The 16,898-nt window shown below is 38.6% G+C and carries 17 protein-coding genes; 7 read left to right on the top strand and 10 right to left on the bottom strand.

Annotated elements, in window-relative coordinates:
* Positions 1–74 precede the first annotated feature (74 nt).
* The 7 genes from QP437_RS05920 to dsbC form a co-directional block, all read right to left on the bottom strand.
* Positions 75–359, bottom strand: a complete 285-nt coding sequence (locus QP437_RS05920) for an integration host factor subunit beta (RefSeq protein ID WP_005695916.1) — start codon at positions 357–359, stop codon at positions 75–77.
* Between the two features lie 151 nt (positions 360–510).
* Positions 511–2,160, bottom strand: a complete 1,650-nt coding sequence (rpsA, locus tag QP437_RS05915; RefSeq protein WP_054419321.1) for a 30S ribosomal protein S1 — start codon at positions 2,158–2,160, stop codon at positions 511–513.
* Positions 2,161–2,256: 96 nt separating this feature from the next.
* The gene (cmk, locus tag QP437_RS05910) at positions 2,257–2,934 is read right to left on the bottom strand and encodes a (d)CMP kinase (RefSeq protein WP_285267265.1); all 678 of its coding nucleotides are present in this window, start codon (positions 2,932–2,934) and stop codon (positions 2,257–2,259) included.
* A 10-nt stretch (positions 2,935–2,944) separates the two neighbouring features.
* On the bottom strand, positions 2,945–3,634 hold the full coding sequence (locus QP437_RS05905; RefSeq protein WP_285267264.1) for a 5'-methylthioadenosine/adenosylhomocysteine nucleosidase: 690 nt from the start codon (positions 3,632–3,634) through the stop codon (positions 2,945–2,947).
* Positions 3,634–4,305 carry a thiol:disulfide interchange protein DsbA/DsbL gene (locus tag QP437_RS05900; protein ID WP_285267263.1) on the bottom strand — a complete coding sequence of 224 codons (672 nt, stop codon included), beginning with the start codon at positions 4,303–4,305 and terminating at the stop codon, positions 3,634–3,636. The genes QP437_RS05905 and QP437_RS05900 overlap by 1 nt, the downstream gene beginning before the upstream one ends.
* A gap of 48 nt (positions 4,306–4,353) precedes the next feature.
* On the bottom strand, positions 4,354–6,078 hold the full coding sequence (gene recJ / locus QP437_RS05895; protein WP_285267262.1) for a single-stranded-DNA-specific exonuclease RecJ: 1,725 nt from the start codon (positions 6,076–6,078) through the stop codon (positions 4,354–4,356).
* Between the two features lie 103 nt (positions 6,079–6,181).
* Positions 6,182–6,868: a bifunctional protein-disulfide isomerase/oxidoreductase DsbC gene (dsbC, locus tag QP437_RS05890; protein WP_285267261.1), complete on the bottom strand. Its 687-nt coding sequence runs from the start codon at positions 6,866–6,868 to the stop codon at positions 6,182–6,184.
* 128 nt (positions 6,869–6,996) lie between these two features.
* Here dsbC and prfB point away from each other — a divergent pair.
* A protein-coding gene (prfB, locus tag QP437_RS05885; RefSeq protein WP_285267260.1) for a peptide chain release factor 2 occupies positions 6,997–8,095 on the top strand; the annotation gives its coding sequence in 2 pieces (ribosomal slippage) (positions 6,997–7,071 and positions 7,073–8,095; 1,098 coding nt in all).
* A 49-nt stretch (positions 8,096–8,144) separates the two neighbouring features.
* Here prfB and QP437_RS05880 read toward each other — a convergent pair.
* Positions 8,145–9,212, bottom strand: coding sequence for a TIGR01620 family protein (locus QP437_RS05880; protein WP_285267259.1), 1,068 nt, complete (start codon positions 9,210–9,212; stop codon positions 8,145–8,147).
* Positions 9,213–9,393: 181 nt separating this feature from the next.
* Here QP437_RS05880 and QP437_RS05875 point away from each other — a divergent pair, with 181 nt between their 5' ends.
* The 3 genes from QP437_RS05875 to QP437_RS05865 are packed head-to-tail and all read left to right on the top strand — an operon-like array spanning position 9,394 to position 11,125.
* Entirely contained in the window at positions 9,394–10,500 is a 1,107-nt protein-coding gene (locus tag QP437_RS05875; protein ID WP_285267258.1) for a transglutaminase-like domain-containing protein, read from the top strand.
* Positions 10,475–10,837, top strand: coding sequence for a mercuric transporter MerT family protein (locus QP437_RS05870; protein ID WP_005695901.1), 363 nt, complete (start codon positions 10,475–10,477; stop codon positions 10,835–10,837). The genes QP437_RS05875 and QP437_RS05870 overlap by 26 nt, the downstream gene beginning before the upstream one ends.
* Positions 10,838–10,846: 9 nt before the next feature.
* Complete coding sequence (locus QP437_RS05865; protein WP_049365898.1) at positions 10,847–11,125, top strand: heavy-metal-associated domain-containing protein; 279 nt, start codon at positions 10,847–10,849, stop codon at positions 11,123–11,125.
* Positions 11,126–11,185: 60 nt separating this feature from the next.
* Here QP437_RS05865 and sodC read toward each other — a convergent pair whose 3' ends face one another.
* Positions 11,186–11,746 carry a superoxide dismutase family protein gene (gene sodC / locus QP437_RS05860; RefSeq protein WP_005695896.1) on the bottom strand — a complete coding sequence of 187 codons (561 nt, stop codon included), beginning with the start codon at positions 11,744–11,746 and terminating at the stop codon, positions 11,186–11,188.
* Between the two features lie 109 nt (positions 11,747–11,855).
* Positions 11,856–13,265: a YcjX family protein gene (locus tag QP437_RS05855; RefSeq protein WP_285267257.1), complete on the bottom strand. Its 1,410-nt coding sequence runs from the start codon at positions 13,263–13,265 to the stop codon at positions 11,856–11,858.
* Positions 13,266–13,353: 88 nt separating this feature from the next.
* Here QP437_RS05855 and QP437_RS05850 point away from each other — a divergent pair, with 88 nt between their 5' ends.
* From QP437_RS05850 to QP437_RS05840, 3 genes are read left to right on the top strand one after another with little or no spacing between them, the layout of a single operon-like run.
* Positions 13,354–15,054 carry an ABC transporter substrate-binding protein gene (locus tag QP437_RS05850; protein ID WP_285267256.1) on the top strand — a complete coding sequence of 567 codons (1,701 nt, stop codon included), beginning with the start codon at positions 13,354–13,356 and terminating at the stop codon, positions 15,052–15,054.
* Entirely contained in the window at positions 15,054–16,019 is a 966-nt protein-coding gene (locus QP437_RS05845) for an ABC transporter permease subunit (RefSeq protein ID WP_265469622.1), read from the top strand. The genes QP437_RS05850 and QP437_RS05845 overlap by 1 nt, the downstream gene beginning before the upstream one ends.
* Positions 16,009–16,896 (top strand): ABC transporter permease subunit, encoded by an 888-nt coding sequence (locus QP437_RS05840; protein ID WP_285267255.1) that lies wholly within the window; start codon positions 16,009–16,011, stop codon positions 16,894–16,896. Before QP437_RS05845 ends, QP437_RS05840 begins: the two co-directional genes overlap by 11 nt.
* Positions 16,897–16,898: the final 2 nt, after the last annotated feature.

The following is a 16,898-nucleotide window of genomic DNA, read 5'->3' as shown; positions in this document are numbered from 1 at the left end:
AATAGTTTCATTATGCCAAAATTTGTAATAAAAAACGACACCTAAGTGTCGTTTTATTGATATCGATTGAATGTTTAAGCAAAAACGTTTACGCGATCTTTTAATTCTTTACCTGCTTTAAAGTGCGGTACAGATTTAGCATCTAATTTTACAGAATCACCGGTTTTAGGATTACGGCCCACTCGCGGTTGACGATGGTGTAAAGAGAAGCTACCAAAACCACGCACTTCAATACGATTCCCCTCTTCTAAAGATTGTGCAATGAGTTCAAGAATATCCTTTACAATACCTTCTACTTCTTTTGCAGATAAAGTTGGGTGCTTTGTTGATAGATTTTCAATTAGTTCAGATTTAGTCATCGTCAACTCTCCTTTAAATTTGTACTTAAACTTGTTATTAAGACTTACAGGTAATGCATTAGTTCATAATAAATTACCGCTAAATCCTTGTTAATTATAGCTGGTAGTAATAAGGCTGAGTCAATGACCCAGCCTTATTTATGTGAATTAATTATTCACCTTTAGCTGCTTTGAAAGCTTCAGCCATTGCGTTTGGAATAGCAACATCTTCTTGTTTGGTATTCACGTTTGCAACTGCAGCTGCTTCTTCAGCTTGATCTTTCGCTTTTACAGATAAGTGAACGATACGTGCTTTACGATCTACACCAGTGTATTTCGCTTCAACTACATCGCCTGCTGCAACTTCGTTTGTTAAGTCTGCTGCACGGATATAACCTTCAACGCCACCTGCTAATTCAACTTTAGCACCTTTAGCGTCAGCTTCAACAACAGTTGCAGAAATTACTGCACCTTTTTTGTTGATAGCTACGAAGTTGTTGAATGGATCATCTTCAAGTTGTTTGATACCTAAAGAAATACGTTCTTTTACTGCATCGACTGCTAATACTACTGCAGAAACTTCATCACCTTTTTTGTAGTTACGAACTGCTTCTTCACCTGCAACATTCCAAGAAATGTCAGATAAGTGAACTAAACCGTCGATACCACCTTCAAGACCGATGAAGATACCGAAATCAGTGATTGATTTAATTTTACCAGTAACTTTGTCGCCTTTGTTGTGAGTTTCAGCGAATTGAGTCCATGGGTTAGGTTTGCATTGTTTTAAACCTAAAGAAATACGACGACGTTCTTCGTCAACTTCTAACACCATTACTTCAACTGTATCGCCAAGGCTTACAACTTTAGATGGGTGGATGTTTTTGTTAGTCCAATCCATTTCAGAAACGTGAACTAAACCTTCAACACCATCTAAGATTTCAACGAAACAGCCGTAGTCAGTTAAGTTAGTTACTTTACCAGTTAATTTGCTGTTTACTGGGTGGTTTTCAGCGATAGCAACCCAAGGATCTTGACCTAATTGTTTTAAGCCTAAAGATACGCGAGTACGATCTTTGTCAAATTTTAATACTTTAACAGTTACTTCGTCGCCTACATTCACGATTTCGCTTGGATGTTTAACACGTTTCCAAGCCATATCAGTGATGTGTAATAAACCGTCAACGCCACCTAAATCTACGAATGCACCGTAGTCAGTTAAGTTTTTAACGATACCTTTAACTTCTGAACCTTCAGCTAGGTTCTCAAGGATTTGTTCACGTTCTTGGCTGTTTTCAGATTCGATCACTGCACGACGAGAAACAACAACGTTGTTACGTTTTTGATCTAATTTGATTACTTTGAATTCTAATTCTTTACCAAGTAGGTGATCAGCTTCACGTGCAGGACGTGTGTCAACTAATGAACCTGGTAAGAATGCACGAACACCGTTTAACTCAACTGTGAAACCGCCTTTCACTTTACCGTTGATTAAACCGATAACGGTCGCTTTTTCTTCGTAAGCTTTTTCTAATTCAATCCAAGATTCGTGACGAACAGCTTTCTCACGAGAAAGTTTAGTTTCGCCGTAACCATCTTCAACTGCATCTAAAGCTACGTTTACTGTGTCGCCAACTTTAACTTCAAGTTCACCTTGAGCGTTTTGGAATTCAGCAACAGGAATTGCAGATTCAGATTTTAAGCCTGCATCAACAAGTACAAAGCCTTTTTGAATAGCAACAACAGTACCGCTAACGATTGAACCTTGACGGGTTTCAAGGCCTTTTAATGATTCTTCAAAGAGTTGAGCAAAAGATTCTGACATATAAATAATCTTCTTAATTTAAGTTAATAACATCCACATTAAGATCCATAAAATGCGGGGTTGAGGATAAATGTCTATTCTTCCTTGAATAAACAGTTAAATCGAAATTGACGCTTTTTCTTGAATATAAGCTAACGCTTGAGCAATAACTTCATCAATACTCAATGTTGTACTATCTAACAATAAAGCATCATCAGCCGGTTTCAATGGCGCAACCTCACGATTTCTATCGCGAAAATCGCGTTCTTGTATCTCGGCTAAAATCTGTGCAAAGTTACCATTAATTCCCTTATTTTGCAACTGTTTATAGCGTCTTTTTGCACGTTCTTCCGCACTCGCGTCTAAAAACAGTTTCACTTGCGCATTTGGGAAAACCACGGTTCCCATATCTCGCCCATCCGCAATCAGACCGTCATTTTTGCCAAAATCCTGTTGAAGTTGCAGTAAAGCTGACCGCACTTTAGGAAAAACCGCCACTTTTGACGCAGCTTCCGCCACCTCTTGCGTTCGGATTAAATGGCTTACATCCATCCCTCCTAGAAGCACATTGACTTCTCCATTCTTTGGAATGAACTGAATATCTAAATGACGAGCTAACTCCGCTAATCCTTCTTCATCAGTTAAGTCAGCATGACGTTTCAGCGCAGCTAATGCCATCACGCGATAAATGGCGCCACTATCTAATAAGGTAAAACCTAATTTTTCTGCCAATGCGTAACAAAGCGTTCCTTTTCCAGCCCCACTTGGACCATCAACGGTGATAATCATACCCATAAATTACCTCTTATAATCTATCTATCATGCCCAACACTAATGCAGAGGATTGTTTTGCTGCAAGTGGGAGAAATTCTTCAAATGACATACTCGCTTCGCCATCGCCTGCATCAGAAATAGCTCGAACAACCACAAATGGTACGTTAAAGGCATGACAAACTTGTGCAATTGCTGTTGCTTCCATTTCTACTGCTGTCACATTGGGGAAATCAGCTTTAATTTGAGCAATTTTTTCTTCGCTATTAATAAAGCTATCTCCCGAGCAAATTAAACCACGTTTTACATTTTGTCCTTGTGACTGTGCAATTTCATCGGCTAAATCGGCTAATTTTTTATCTGAAAGAAAAGCCGCTGGATTCGCAGGTAACTGACCTTTTTCATAGCCAAATGCCGTCACATCGGCATCGTGATAGCGGGTTTCATCGGAAATAACGATATCTCCTACCTTTAAGCCTTTTGCCACACCACCTGCTGAGCCGGTATTTAAAACCACATCTGGTTTAGCCAATTGTAATAAAGCGGTAGTGCCAATAGCCGCGGCGACTTTACCAATCCCTGATTGCAATAATGCGACCTCTTTGCCATTAATTTTGCCTTCAAAAATGACCGCACTTGCCACTTTTGTTTCTCTTTTATCTGTCATTAATTGGGATAAAATTTCCACTTCTTGTGCCATTGCACCAACAATCCCGATTTTCATTATTTTTTCCTTTCTTGTTCGAGTTTATTCACTAAGAAATCTAATACTGCTACGCCATAATCATCGTTATAGAGCGTACTCGCGGTGAGAACATATTTTCCGCCCACAACCACATAAGGGAAAGTAAAGACACCATATTCTTCTGTCAAATAAATGGCGTTACTCACATCCTCTTTCACTTCTTTGGAATGGACGACTTTATTAAATTCAGCTTTACTAATCCCTTGTGAGACAACCCATTCACGCATCTTATCTAATGTAGATAATTCGGTATAGCGTGCCTTTTCAGAGGTTTCAAATAACAGCACATCTGATAACTCACCCACTTTTAAACGCTGTAATGTATAGAATATTGTGGCTGAAAACTTAGCTTCATTTGTGGCAACTGGATGTTCTTCTAATGCCACTTTATTAGGTCGAATTTGGCTATAAAGTTGCAAAATATCTTGAGCTGAAGAACAAACTCGGCAATCGTAATCAAAGAAAAATTGGATAGGAATTTTACGATCGTTTCTTTTGGCTTGCTCAATGGGTTCTTGGTATGAAAAATAATCTCGACCGTCTTCAAACTGTGCCACATTCGCTGGTGGTAAGTGCGGTGAATTTTTGGCAGAAAAATCCTTTGCATTGACTTCACTGAATGCGACATTTGTCACACTCAGCAATATCATTGCAAAGGATCCTTTTAATAATTTATTCTGCCAAACTTTTTTCATAAATTAACCAATTGGTTCAATATAATCGACTAATAATTGGAGGTTTCGATTTCCACGAAACTCATTAATTTCTAACTTATAAGCAAATTTTGCCTGCTTAATCGATAAATCGGGATAATACCGAGTATCGATATTAAACGCAATGGCATCTAATAATGGACCACCATTTTTAGGCTCAACAAGCATTTTTAAATGATTTTGATTTTGCCCGATAGCACGTTGCTCAAAAATTTTAAATTCACCATCAAAAAGAGGCTCAGGAAAAGCTTGTCCCCAAGGTCCACCAGATTTTATCACTTCTGCAGTTTCAATACTAAATTCATTTTCTTGAAGTTCGCCATCCGTCCAAATCACTCCTTGTAATTGATCTTCATTTAACCAATCTTGCACCGTTTGATTAAAAATCTTTTGAAAATCAGGGAAAAAGCTTTCTTTAATGCTTAACCCTGCTGCCATGGCATGACCGCCAAATTTTAAAATCATATCAGGATGTTGGGAATGAATACGCTCTAATACATCTCGCATATGCAAGCCTTCAATTGAACGCGCAGAGCCTTTTAAAATACCTTCTTGATCTTGCGCAAAAGCAATGACTGGTCGATGGTATTGATCTTTGATTCGAGAAGCCACAATACCTAATACACCTTGATGCCAATCTGGCTGGAATAAGGCGATCCCCATCGGTAATTCATCAGAAAGTGCGGTGAGATTTCGGCAAATTTCTAAGGCTTCCAACTTCATGCCTTGCTCAATTTCTTTTCGAGCCTGATTTAAACTGTCCAAATCCAAGGCTTGGGCTCTTGCCTCTTGCATGCTTTCTGCAAGTAATAGCTCCACACCAACAGACATATTATCTAATCGACCCGCTGCATTTAAACGTGGGGCAATCGCAAAGCCCAAATCAGCTGAACAAAGTTTTTCGACTTCTCGATTAGCCACTTCAGCGAGAGCAATAATTCCAGGTCGACAACGTTTCGCACGAATTCGCATCAACCCTTGATGGGCTAAAATACGGTTATTTTGATCAAGGGGAACGACATCCGCAATTGTGCCGAGCGCGACTAAATCCAGTAATTCAGTAAAATTAGGCTGTGTTTCAGCCGTAAAAATACCTAACTCGCGAAATTTGGCACGCAAAGCGAGCATTAAATAGAATGCTACGCCTACGCCGGCTAAACATTTTGAGGGAAAATCACATTGTTGCAAATTTGGATTAACAATAGCATCAGCATTCGGCAGTATTTCTGGTGGCAAGTGATGATCGGTAATTAACACCTTCACGCCCTGCTCTTTTAAATACGCCACACCCTCAAAAGACGATACCCCGTTATCCACCGTCATCAATAACTGCACGCCTTTTTCCATTGCCATCTCAGCAACAGGTACACTCAAACCATAGCCTTGCTCAAAACGATTTGGCACCAGGTATTCCACATCAGTAAAGCCCAGCATACGCAAAGCTAATACTGAAAGCGCCGTACTGGTTGCCCCATCTGCATCAAAATCACCGACGATAACAATCTTTTGTTGCTGTTGATAAGCATCAACCAGTAAATCTACGGCGTGTTGAATACCGTGTAATTGATTGGGATTCAGCATTGATTGCAAAGTGCGGTCTAATTCTTGGCTATTTTTAATATGGCGAGAACGATAGAGACGATCGAGTAATGCATTATCTGAAACAGAATTTCCGGCAGGAATTTCACGACGTTTGATGAGTTTTTTCACGGTGTTTTTTTATTTAAAATTATCACCTAAAGGAACATTTGATATGTGCTTTGATGATATGAATATTTAAAGGGCGTATACAATACGCCCTCACTACTAAAAATTATTGTGCTGATTCCTTCAAGGCAGCTAATAAATCTTTGGGTTTTAAATATCCCCCAATCAATTCACCGGTTGAAGTCACAATACTTGGCGTACCTTGCACACCGAGTTGTACACCTAAATCATAGTGTCTTTTCACAATATTAGGTGTTTTTAATTCTTTCGGCAAGTTACCTTTTTCTGCTTCGTTCAATGCAAATACAGGATCTTTCGATGTCCAAATTGCTTCCATTTGGCGAGCGGTTTCATTCATTCCAGCACGCGGGAATGCAAGATAACGAACTGTAATACCTAAATCATTATATTCTTTCACTTGTTGATGAAGGATATGGCAATAATGACAAGTGATATCCATAAATACAGTCACAACATATTTTTCATTTTTTGCCGGATAAATGATCATTTCGCTTTTTAATGCATTCACTTTATCGGCTAAAAATTTACCCGCTACATCAACTGGGCCTTTATTTGTTAATTCATACATTTTGCCTTGCAAAACATATTGACCATTTTCGCTCACGTATAAAATGCCCTGATCAGTCACGGCTGTTTTAAGGCCTTTTACCGGTGAATCTTTCACTTCAATATTTTTTGCACCTAATGCCTGTAACTTCGATTTAATCTCAGCATCACTCGCCATAGCAGTAGCTGAAGCAGAGATTAAAAGTGCGGTTAATAATTTCTTCATTTTTGTTCCTAAATATATCTAAACAACGAAGATTAGAATTATAAATGGATCGATAATTTGTGCAAGCCAAACTACCCAAAAAACTGAAAATGACTTATACTTCTGCCGCTTATAGAGGTTTATTTATTATGTTTGAAATCAATCCAATCAAAAACAAAATCACCGACCTTTCCGAGCGCACTTCTGTGCTTCGGGGGTATCTTTGACTTCGACGCAAAAGTTGAACGTTTAGAAGAAGTTAATGCCGAATTAGAACAACCCGATGTGTGGAACGAACCTGAAAAAGCCCAAGCGCTTGGGAAAGAACGCGTTTCACTTGAACAAGTGGTTGATACCATCAAGAATTTAGAACAAGGTTTAGAAGATGTTGAAGGACTGCTTGAGTTAGCTATTGAAGCTGAAGATGAAGAGACCTTCAATGAGGCCGTTGCTGAATTAGATGAGCTTGAACAACAACTTGCAAAACTCGAATTCCGACGCATGTTTAGCGGTGAACATGATGCATGCGATTGTTATGTCGATTTACAAGCTGGTTCTGGTGGAACAGAAGCGCAAGACTGGACGGAAATGTTACTTCGCATGTACCTTCGTTGGGCTGAAAGCAAAGGCTTTAAAACTGAATTAATGGAAGTCTCTGATGGCGATGTTGCGGGTTTAAAATCAGCGACGATTCGTGTCAGTGGTGAATACGCTTTTGGTTGGTTACGTACGGAAACCGGTATTCATCGTTTAGTGCGCAAAAGCCCATTCGACTCTAATAATCGACGTCATACATCGTTTGCAGCGGCTTTCGTTTATCCTGAAATTGATGACGATATTGATATTGAAATTAATCCGGCTGATTTACGTATTGACGTTTATCGTGCATCTGGTGCGGGTGGTCAGCACGTCAATAAAACTGAAAGTGCGGTGCGTATTACTCACATGCCAAGTGGAATTGTCGTGCAATGTCAAAACGATCGTTCTCAACACAAAAATAAAGATCAAGCCATGAAGCAGTTAAAAGCGAAATTGTATGAGCTTGAGTTACAAAAGAAAAATGCGGATAAACAAGCGATGGAAGATAATAAATCTGATATTGGTTGGGGCAGCCAAATTCGTTCTTATGTGTTAGATGATGCACGTATTAAGGATCTCCGCACAGGCGTTGAAAATCGTAATACACAAGCAGTGCTAGATGGCGATCTTGACCGCTTTATTGAAGCAAGCTTAAAAGCGGGACTTTAATCATCTCTTATACAAAAAAAGTGCGGTCAATTTTAACCGCACTTTTTTATTACACTTCTTCTTTTTCTTTCACTTTCGTCTTGCCAAGTACCGTATCTTTCATCACCGTCAACAATTCTTTCTGTACATGGGAAAGTTTTGGTTTTTCCGACTTTTCAAATGCCAGTGGGCGACAAAACTCCATAGCCTTAATGCCCAATCTAGCCGTTAATAATCCCACGCCAATCCCCTGCGCTGCTCGTGCAGAAAGTTTTGCGGTAATATCTTGTGAAAGCCAATCCATTCCTAAATCCTGCACAATCTCCGTTGCACCAGCAAAAGCAAGATTTACCAATACCATTCTAAGCAAACGAAGACGGGTAAAATAGCCAAGCTCAATCCCATAGATCGCTGCAATTTTATTGATTAAACGAATATTGCGCCATGCAATAAAAAACATATCAATAATGGCTAAAGGACTGATTGCCACAATCACAGCGGATTCTGCTGCCATTTTAGTAATCAGTTTTTTTGCTTTTTTATCAAAAGACTGCAACACCGTTTGACTAAATAAATGAGTAACTTCGCGAGCTGAATAACTTTCATTAAGCTGCTTTTCCCATTGGACAATTGCAGGATGTTGCGAATCCAATTTTAAGGTATCGGCAATCGATAAACACAAAGCTCTTCCTTTCTCACCATCCTGTTCAGAAAAAGCTTGATGATTTTTAACCGCACTTTCACCAATTAATCGCTGACTTTGTTCTTGTAGATTCAAACGCTTTTTGAGTTTCACCAAACGTCGCCATTCTGCGATGATTTCAGATAAACCAAACAGCACAACGACAAAACTCACTAACGCAAAAGCAAGGTAAATCCATTGTTGATTTTGATAACTATCCCAAATCCATTGAACAGATTGTGCAACCGTCGCCCCTAAAAATAAAAGTGCGGTCAATTTCAAAGCCGTTTTCCAACCACTCGATTTAGGCTTCACAATTTGCTCAAATTGCTCGTCCAACAACTCCCCTTCTAAAGGTTCGTTATCAATGGTGGTTTCAACATTATGAAATTCTTGCTTAGGCAGAATTTCTTCCTCTTCGGGTTGTTGAGATTGTGTGAAAATTTGTTTTTTCATTATTCTTTCCAATAAAAATAGAAACGGTATTTTACTTCGAATTTCTTTAGTAAATCTTAAATGGCTGAAATAAAAAAGCAATATTGACTAGAAAATAAAATGAGATACTATAGCCATAGTCCACAATTAGTTTATCTAATGTGTTAAGTTTTAACTGTTAACTAACTAGAAGGATCTTTTTATGAAGAAACTTATCGCCACTGCGGTGCTCTCCGCATGTTCTATGGCTTACGCCAATACCGACATTCCAAACTACAATACCGATTCTCATCTGTATGAATTCACTCAAACTTATGACTTAGTTGCGCCAAAAGGTTCACAAGGTCAAGCGAATCTGTGGGTGCCTTTACCGTTTAATGGCGAGTATCAACAGGTAAAATCTATCCATTTTGAAGGTAACTATTTGGATGCCTATGTAACGGAAAACAACAAATATGGTGCGAAAACCCTCTTTGCAACTTGGGATAAAGATGCACAAAAACGCGATTTAAAAATCACAATGGTGATTGAAACCAAAGATCGCGAACCAATGGGTAAAGGTGCGTTGACGAATTACAAGCCACCAAAAGATGTTCACTATTCTGTTGATGTACAAGAATATTTAAAACCGACTCAACATATTAAAACAGATGGTATCGTGAAACAGTTCGCCGATAAGATTGTAGGCACTGAAACTAATCCATTGAAAAAAGCTGAATTGATTCACCAATGGATTGTCAACAATATGGAACGTGATAATTCTGTTTTAGGCTGTGGCGATGGTGATGTAGAAAAAATTCTGACCACCGGTGTATTAAAAGGTAAATGTACTGATATTAACTCTGTTTTTGTAGCATTAGCTCGTGCCAGCGGCATTCCTGCTCGTGAAATTTTTGGTATTCGTTTAGGTGCAGCGGATAAAATGGGCAAATATTCCAAAGGTGCATTCGGTAGTGCGGACGAACATGGCGTAGCAAACGTAAGCGGTGGTCAGCATTGTCGTGCTGAATTCTATCTTGCAGGATTCGGCTGGGTACCTGTTGATTCTGCAGACGTAGCAAAAATGCGTTTAGCAGAGAAAAAATCTGTTGACGATAAGGATACACAAGCCGTTGTCAAATACTTATTCGGTAACTGGGAAGCAAACTGGGTTGGCTTTAACCATGCGCGTGACTTCGATTTATATCCGCAACCAGAACTTGCCCCACTCAATAACTTTGGCTATCCGTATGCCGAAATCGGTGGTGACCCGTTAAATTCATTTGATCCAAAAGAATTTAAATATGACTACGTCTCTAAAAAGCTCTAATAAATCTTTTTGGGTTGCGATTGCCACCGCGCTAAGTGCTGCGGTGGCATCAACCTTGTGCTGTATTGCGCCTTTAATCTATTTAGTATTTGGCGTGTCATCCACATGGTTAATTGGCTTAGGCGAATATGATTATTTACGCATTCCTATGCTTATCGTTTCATTATGCGCCTTTGCCTACGGCTTTTGGTTGCTAATGTTTTCCAAAAAAATCATTTGCAGCAAATACATTTCCCGTAAAAAGCTCATTGTTTTGTATTGGATTGTATTTATCGTCATGCTCTTTTTCTTAACTTATCCAACCATTTTACCGTGGATTTTAGAGCTTTCTAATTAGGAACAAAAAATGAAGAAATTAACGACCGCACTTTTGCTTTCATTATTCACTTTCTCTATCGCTCAGGCGGAAGAAACAAAGCAAGTTGTGTTAAAAGTGAATGAAATGAACTGCCAGCTTTGTGCTTATTTAGTGAATAAAGAATTACGAAATATTGATGGTGTGATTTCCACTAAAGCCTCCATTAAAGATAGAACCGTGACTGTTGTCGAAGATCCAAAAGTTTCCGATGAACAATTGATTAATGCGATTCATAAATTGGAATATACGGCGGAAGTGGTTAAGTAAGACTCTAAAAAATAAAGTGCGGTCAAAATTGACCGCACTTTTTTATCTTTAAGAAAAGACTTATTTAATCACGCCACATGCCATACGTGGACCGCCACCGCCAAGTGGAGCTGGATGATCTGAGTGGTTGTCACCACCTGCGTGAATCATAATAGAATGACCACGAACTTCATCTAATTTTTTAAGACGTGGAGCTAAAACAGGGTTAGTTGCTGTACCATCATGTAATACTGTTAAAGCCGGTAAGTCACCTAAGTGAGCATCATCTTGCCATGGGTAACCGTGTTGTTTTGCGCCTTTAGGATCCCAGTGACCGCCAGCCGCTAAACCTGCAGTTAATTTACCGTCTTTTTCTTTTGGATCACAGCTTGGATTTTCATGAATGTGGAAGCCATGTAAACCTTCAGCTAAACCTTGTAGATTTGGTGTAAATACTAAACCATAATTTGATTCAGTAATAGTTACAGTCCCTACATCCTTGTTACCATTTGCAGGATCTAATTGTTGTACTTTTACTTCGATTGAAGGACCTGCTGGTTTTGCCATATGGTCATGTGCATTTGCCACGCCAGCAGCACAAATTCCGCTGATTGCTAATGCTAAGAGAGTTTTCATTTTCATTATAAGCTCCTTTACTTTAGAAAGACTCAAATTAATTCTACCTAAATACCAATAAAAAAATAGTGGTTTATATTAAATATTTGACAATTAAATTGATTTGACTTTTCTATCAATCAAACCTATCCGCCAATAAAAACTGTAAAACTGCATCCATTCTTAAATGCGGAATGCTTTCACCTTGTTGTAAAACTTGAGGTTCAAAGAAATCAAAATCAAAAGATTGTTTTGACCAGAACTCTGCATTAGGTAGTTTACTTGGAACAGAACCTGGATAAAGCGTAATAAGTTGCTTATCTACAGAACGCACACCTTGAATAGCTTTAATTTGTTTACCGTTTTGATTAACTAAAACTTGTTTTGTCGCTCGAATCGCAGCAATTGCCGTATATTCTGTATCAATCCCTTCAAATTCTACATGACGGCCACCCTCTTGCACCAATTGGCGCATCAGGCTGATTAAGTTTTGAATTTGATCTGTCGTGATATGATCGGCTTTTGTTGCCACAAACATGAGCTTATCAATATTTGGGGAAAACAAACGATTAAGTAAATTGCGTTTCCCATAATGGAAATTTTTGAAAAGCTGATTAAGCCCTGTTTGCATATCGATAAAAGCTTGTTGGCTATGATTTAGTGGCGTTAAGCAATCGGCTAAAATCACTTGGCGATCAAAAGTAGAAAAATAATTTTCATAAAAGCCTTTCACCACCTTATTACGATAATAATCATATCGCTTATTCAACACGGCAAAATAGCTATTAGATTTCGCTTCTCTTTTCAGTTTTTGCCATTGTTCTTCCGACAAATGCAATAACGGAAAAAATTGCAATACAGGTGCACCTTCTAATTCTCCAGGCAAGACGAATCGGCCTGGTTGAATAAATTGCATTCCTTCTGCTTTGCAGGCAAGCAAATAATCGGTATAAGATTTTGCAATCTGTGCTAAAACATCTTCATTGACGACCGCACTTAGGTCGAGTTTTTTCAGTTTATCCAACCAATCTTGAGCAAACTGCTGGCGAATACCTGATGTAATTTTGGCTTGTTCAAGTGACCATTGTTGAAAATCTAAATTCAGCAAAGGTAAATCCAATAGCCATTCACCAGGGTAATCAAAAATATCCAAGTATAATGTGCCACGTTCTTTAAAATGGCGAAGTAAGCCTGATTGGCGTTCAAAACGAATAGCAAGGCGTGTTTCACTCACGCCTCGAGTAGATTGACACCATTGTGGTGGATTATTCATTAAATCATTGAGATTCGCTTCATAATCAAAACGTGGAATACTTAAATCCTGCTGAGGAACACGTTTTACCGCTAAAATAGATTGATTTCGAGCAGCCTCAAATAAAGGAAGATGTGCATTTCCCTCTTGATTAATATGTAACAATTGATTAATCAAACTCGTAATAAAGGCTGTTTTACCGCTTCGACTTAGCCCTGTCACAGCCAAACGTAAAGTGCGGTCAAATCCACGATTGATTATTTGATTAATTTCCCGATTAATTGATTTAAACATATCCTAAAAATCCAATAACTAGCCATTTTTGCCAAGATATTTTACAATTCACTCAATTTACCACAAAACGGTCTTTAATAATAAAGCTATGTTACGTCGAAATGTCACTTTTTGTTTTTTATTGTATGGGTTGAGCCAAATTAATTTGGCACAAGCCGCCCCAAGCATACCCAAAATACTGACAGAAAACGGCTTAACATACTGCACAAATGCATCGGGTTTTTCCTTTAACCCACAAACTGCAGACGCTGGTACCAGTATGAATGTGGTGACGGAGCAAATTTATAACAAACTGTTTGATATTAAAGATCATAGTGCAGCACTCATTCCAGTATTAGCACAATCCTATTCAATTTCATCTGATGGCAAACAAATTCTCATTAATCTTCGTAAAGGGGTGAAATTCCATCGTACTCCTTGGTTTACGCCAACTCGTGACTTTAATGCCGAAGATGTAGTCTTTTCGATTAATCGTGTTTTAGGGCATGATACTTACTTGCCTACCTTTTCAGATGATGAAGTAACTTATAAAAATCCACAATATAGAATCTTCCATGAGCAAGCCAAAAAGGTACACTTTCCGTATTTTGAAAGTATTAAGCTGAATCAAAAAATTAAAAGCATCACAGCAACGAATCCTTATCAGGTCAAAATTGAACTGTTTGAACCCGATGCGTCAATTCTGTCGCATCTTGCCAGTCAATATTCTATTATTTTCTCTCAAGAATATGCGTATCAATTAAGTGCCGATGATAATCTCACCCAATTGGACACACACCCTGTTGGCACGGGTCCTTATCAAGTAAAAGATTACGTTTATAACCAATATGTTCGCTTGATACGCAATGAAGCTTATTGGGAAAAGAAAGCCAAAATTGAAAATATTATTGTGGATCTTTCGGCGGATCGTACAGGGCGTTTAATTAAATTCTTTAATAATGAATGTCAAATCGCTTCTTATCCCGAAGTCAGCCAACTCGGCTTGTTAAGTGAAAAGGACGACCGTTATTATCTGCAATCTACAGATGGAATGAACCTGGCCTATTTGGCTTTCAATTTCCAAAAGCCATTAATGCAAGATAAAACTATTCGTCAAGCTATTTCGCAAAGTTTAAACCGTTTTAGAATTGTGCGAAATATTTACCACAATACAGCAACCGTAGCGAATAACATTATCCCTGATATTTCTTGGGCTTCTGCGATTAATACGCCTGATTTTTCTTATGATTATCAACCCTCTGAAGCGGAAAAAACGTTACGCGATAAAAAACTCGCGTTAAAGATGTGGGTAATAAACGAAGAGCAAGTATATAACCCTGCACCAATTAAAATGGCAGAGCTCATCAAATGGGATTTAGCCAAAGCGGGAGTGGAGGTTAAAGTGCGGTCAGTCACACGTACATATTTAATCGAACAATTGCGAAAAGGCACAGAAGATTACGATTTAATCTTAACGGGTTGGCTTGCTGGAAACCTTGATCCTGACGGTTTTATGCGCCCGATTTTAAGTTGTGATACACAAAAGGAAATCACTAATCTATCCAATTGGTGTAACCCTGAATTCGATAAGATGATGGATCGTGCACTATCCACCAATCATTTATATGAACGGTCTAAAGCGTATAACAATGCGCAAGAGCTCATTTTAAACGAATTACCTATTGTGCCAATTGCAAACGTAAAACGACTTTTAGTCGCACGTGGTAATGTAAAAGGAATTGAAATGACCCCATTTGGTAGCATCAATTTTTCTACCTTGTATTTCATGAAAAATAAGGAGAAAAAATAATGCTCTTTTCAGCAATTCGTTATGTCATTTGGGTAAGCATTTTATTATTGATTTTATCCGTATTAAGTTTTGTGATTTTAATGCGAGATCCACTCAATGCCGATCTTGTCACAAATAACATTTATAGTGCTTATTATCATTACCTTACATCATTGTTACAGGGCGATTTAGGGATTACCTATAACGGCGGAGAATCGTTAAAAGATTTAATTTTTACTGTATTACCACCCACATTAGAGCTCTGTTTTACCGCACTCTTATTGGCTTGCATCTTAGGTATTCCTCTCGGCGTATTAAGTGCGGTCTATAATCAGCGTCCTTGTGCACGCGCATTGCAAAGTATCTCTAATATTGGTTTGTCTATTCCTATTTTCTGGTTTGCCCCGATTTTACTCTATGTAGCAGCGATTCAAAGCTGGGAGATTGCAGCCATCGGGCAGTATAATTTACTCTATGAAATCAAACCTATCACAGGTTTCCCTACCATTGATATGTGGTTTGTTGATGTCCCTTACCGAACCAAAATCGTACAAAATGTTTTACAGCATTTAGCCTTACCGACATTAGTGCTTTGTATTCTGCCAACAATGGAGTTTATCCGAATCATTCAGCAACGGGCTGATTATTTACTTCAACAAGAATATGCCAAAGCGGCTGTAACACGTGGATGGTCGAAATGGACGATTTTAAAACGTTACGTTTTTCGTAATACATTTCCATTATTGATTCCACAGCTTACTCGCGTATTTACCTTAGTATTAACACAATGTATGTTGGTAGAAAACGTTTTAGGTTGGCCAGGAATCGGGCGTTGGCTGATTGATGCCGTAACCCAACAAGATTACAACAGTATTTCTGCCGGTGTCGTAGTGATCGGTGTTTGCATCATCATTATTGATACCTTAGCCAAGTCGCTGATGTTTATGTTAGATCCATTTAATAAGAAGGGCTGGTATGCAAGATAGAGAACCTGATGAATTTCGCGAAAGCACCTCCTTCTTTCAAATTTGGTTGCTTTTCCGCCAAAATCGTGTGGCATTATTTAGTTTCTACTTATTTTTTATCCTGATTTTGGTCGCTATTTTCCCGAAACTCATCATGCCTTATAGCGAAAGCATGGAGTTTGTGGGAGAAGAATTGATGCCGCCATCTTGGGTAGAAAAAGGTCGTATCGCCTTTTTCTTTGGCACGGACGATCTTGGCCGAGATGTACTCAGTCGATTAATAATGGGGACACAATACACTCTTGGTTCATCCCTTTTGGTGGTTATCGCTGTGGCAATTATTGGGGGCGCACTAGGTATTCTTGCGGGTATGTCTGACGGGATTAAAGCGCGTTTTTTAGGTCATTTTTTTGATGCTTTTTTATCGATTCCTATTTTGCTGATTGCCATTATCATTTCCACGTTAATGGAACCAAGCTTAATGAATGCCATGTTTGCTACCCTATTAGCTATTTTGCCGTATTTTGTGCATGCCATTTATCAAGCGATTCAACAAGAGCTGAAGAAAGACTATGTTCTCTTACTAAGATTAGATGGGATTTCAAATTGGGAGCTACTAAAAACTACAATCTTGCCTAATATTAGTGCTATCTATACGCAAGAAATTGCTCGCGCATTTGTGGTCGCTATTTTAGATATTACAGCATTAAGCTTTATTTCTCTTGGTGCGCAACGACCAATGTCAGAATGGGGTGCGATGATCAAAGACTCGCTAGAGCTGATTTATCTTGCGCCTTGGACAGTATTATTACCTGGTTTTGCTATTATTTTTACCATTTTATTAAGCATTATTTTTACTAACGGATTGTGTCAAGCAATCAATAAATATTACGAGTAACC

The sequence above is a fragment of the Haemophilus sp. UMB1048 genome (assembly GCF_030218125.1).
GTDB lineage: Bacteria > Pseudomonadota > Gammaproteobacteria > Enterobacterales > Pasteurellaceae > Haemophilus_D.
The sequence above is the reverse complement of the archived record's forward strand: the minus strand, read 5'-3'. Positions and strand labels throughout refer to the sequence as shown.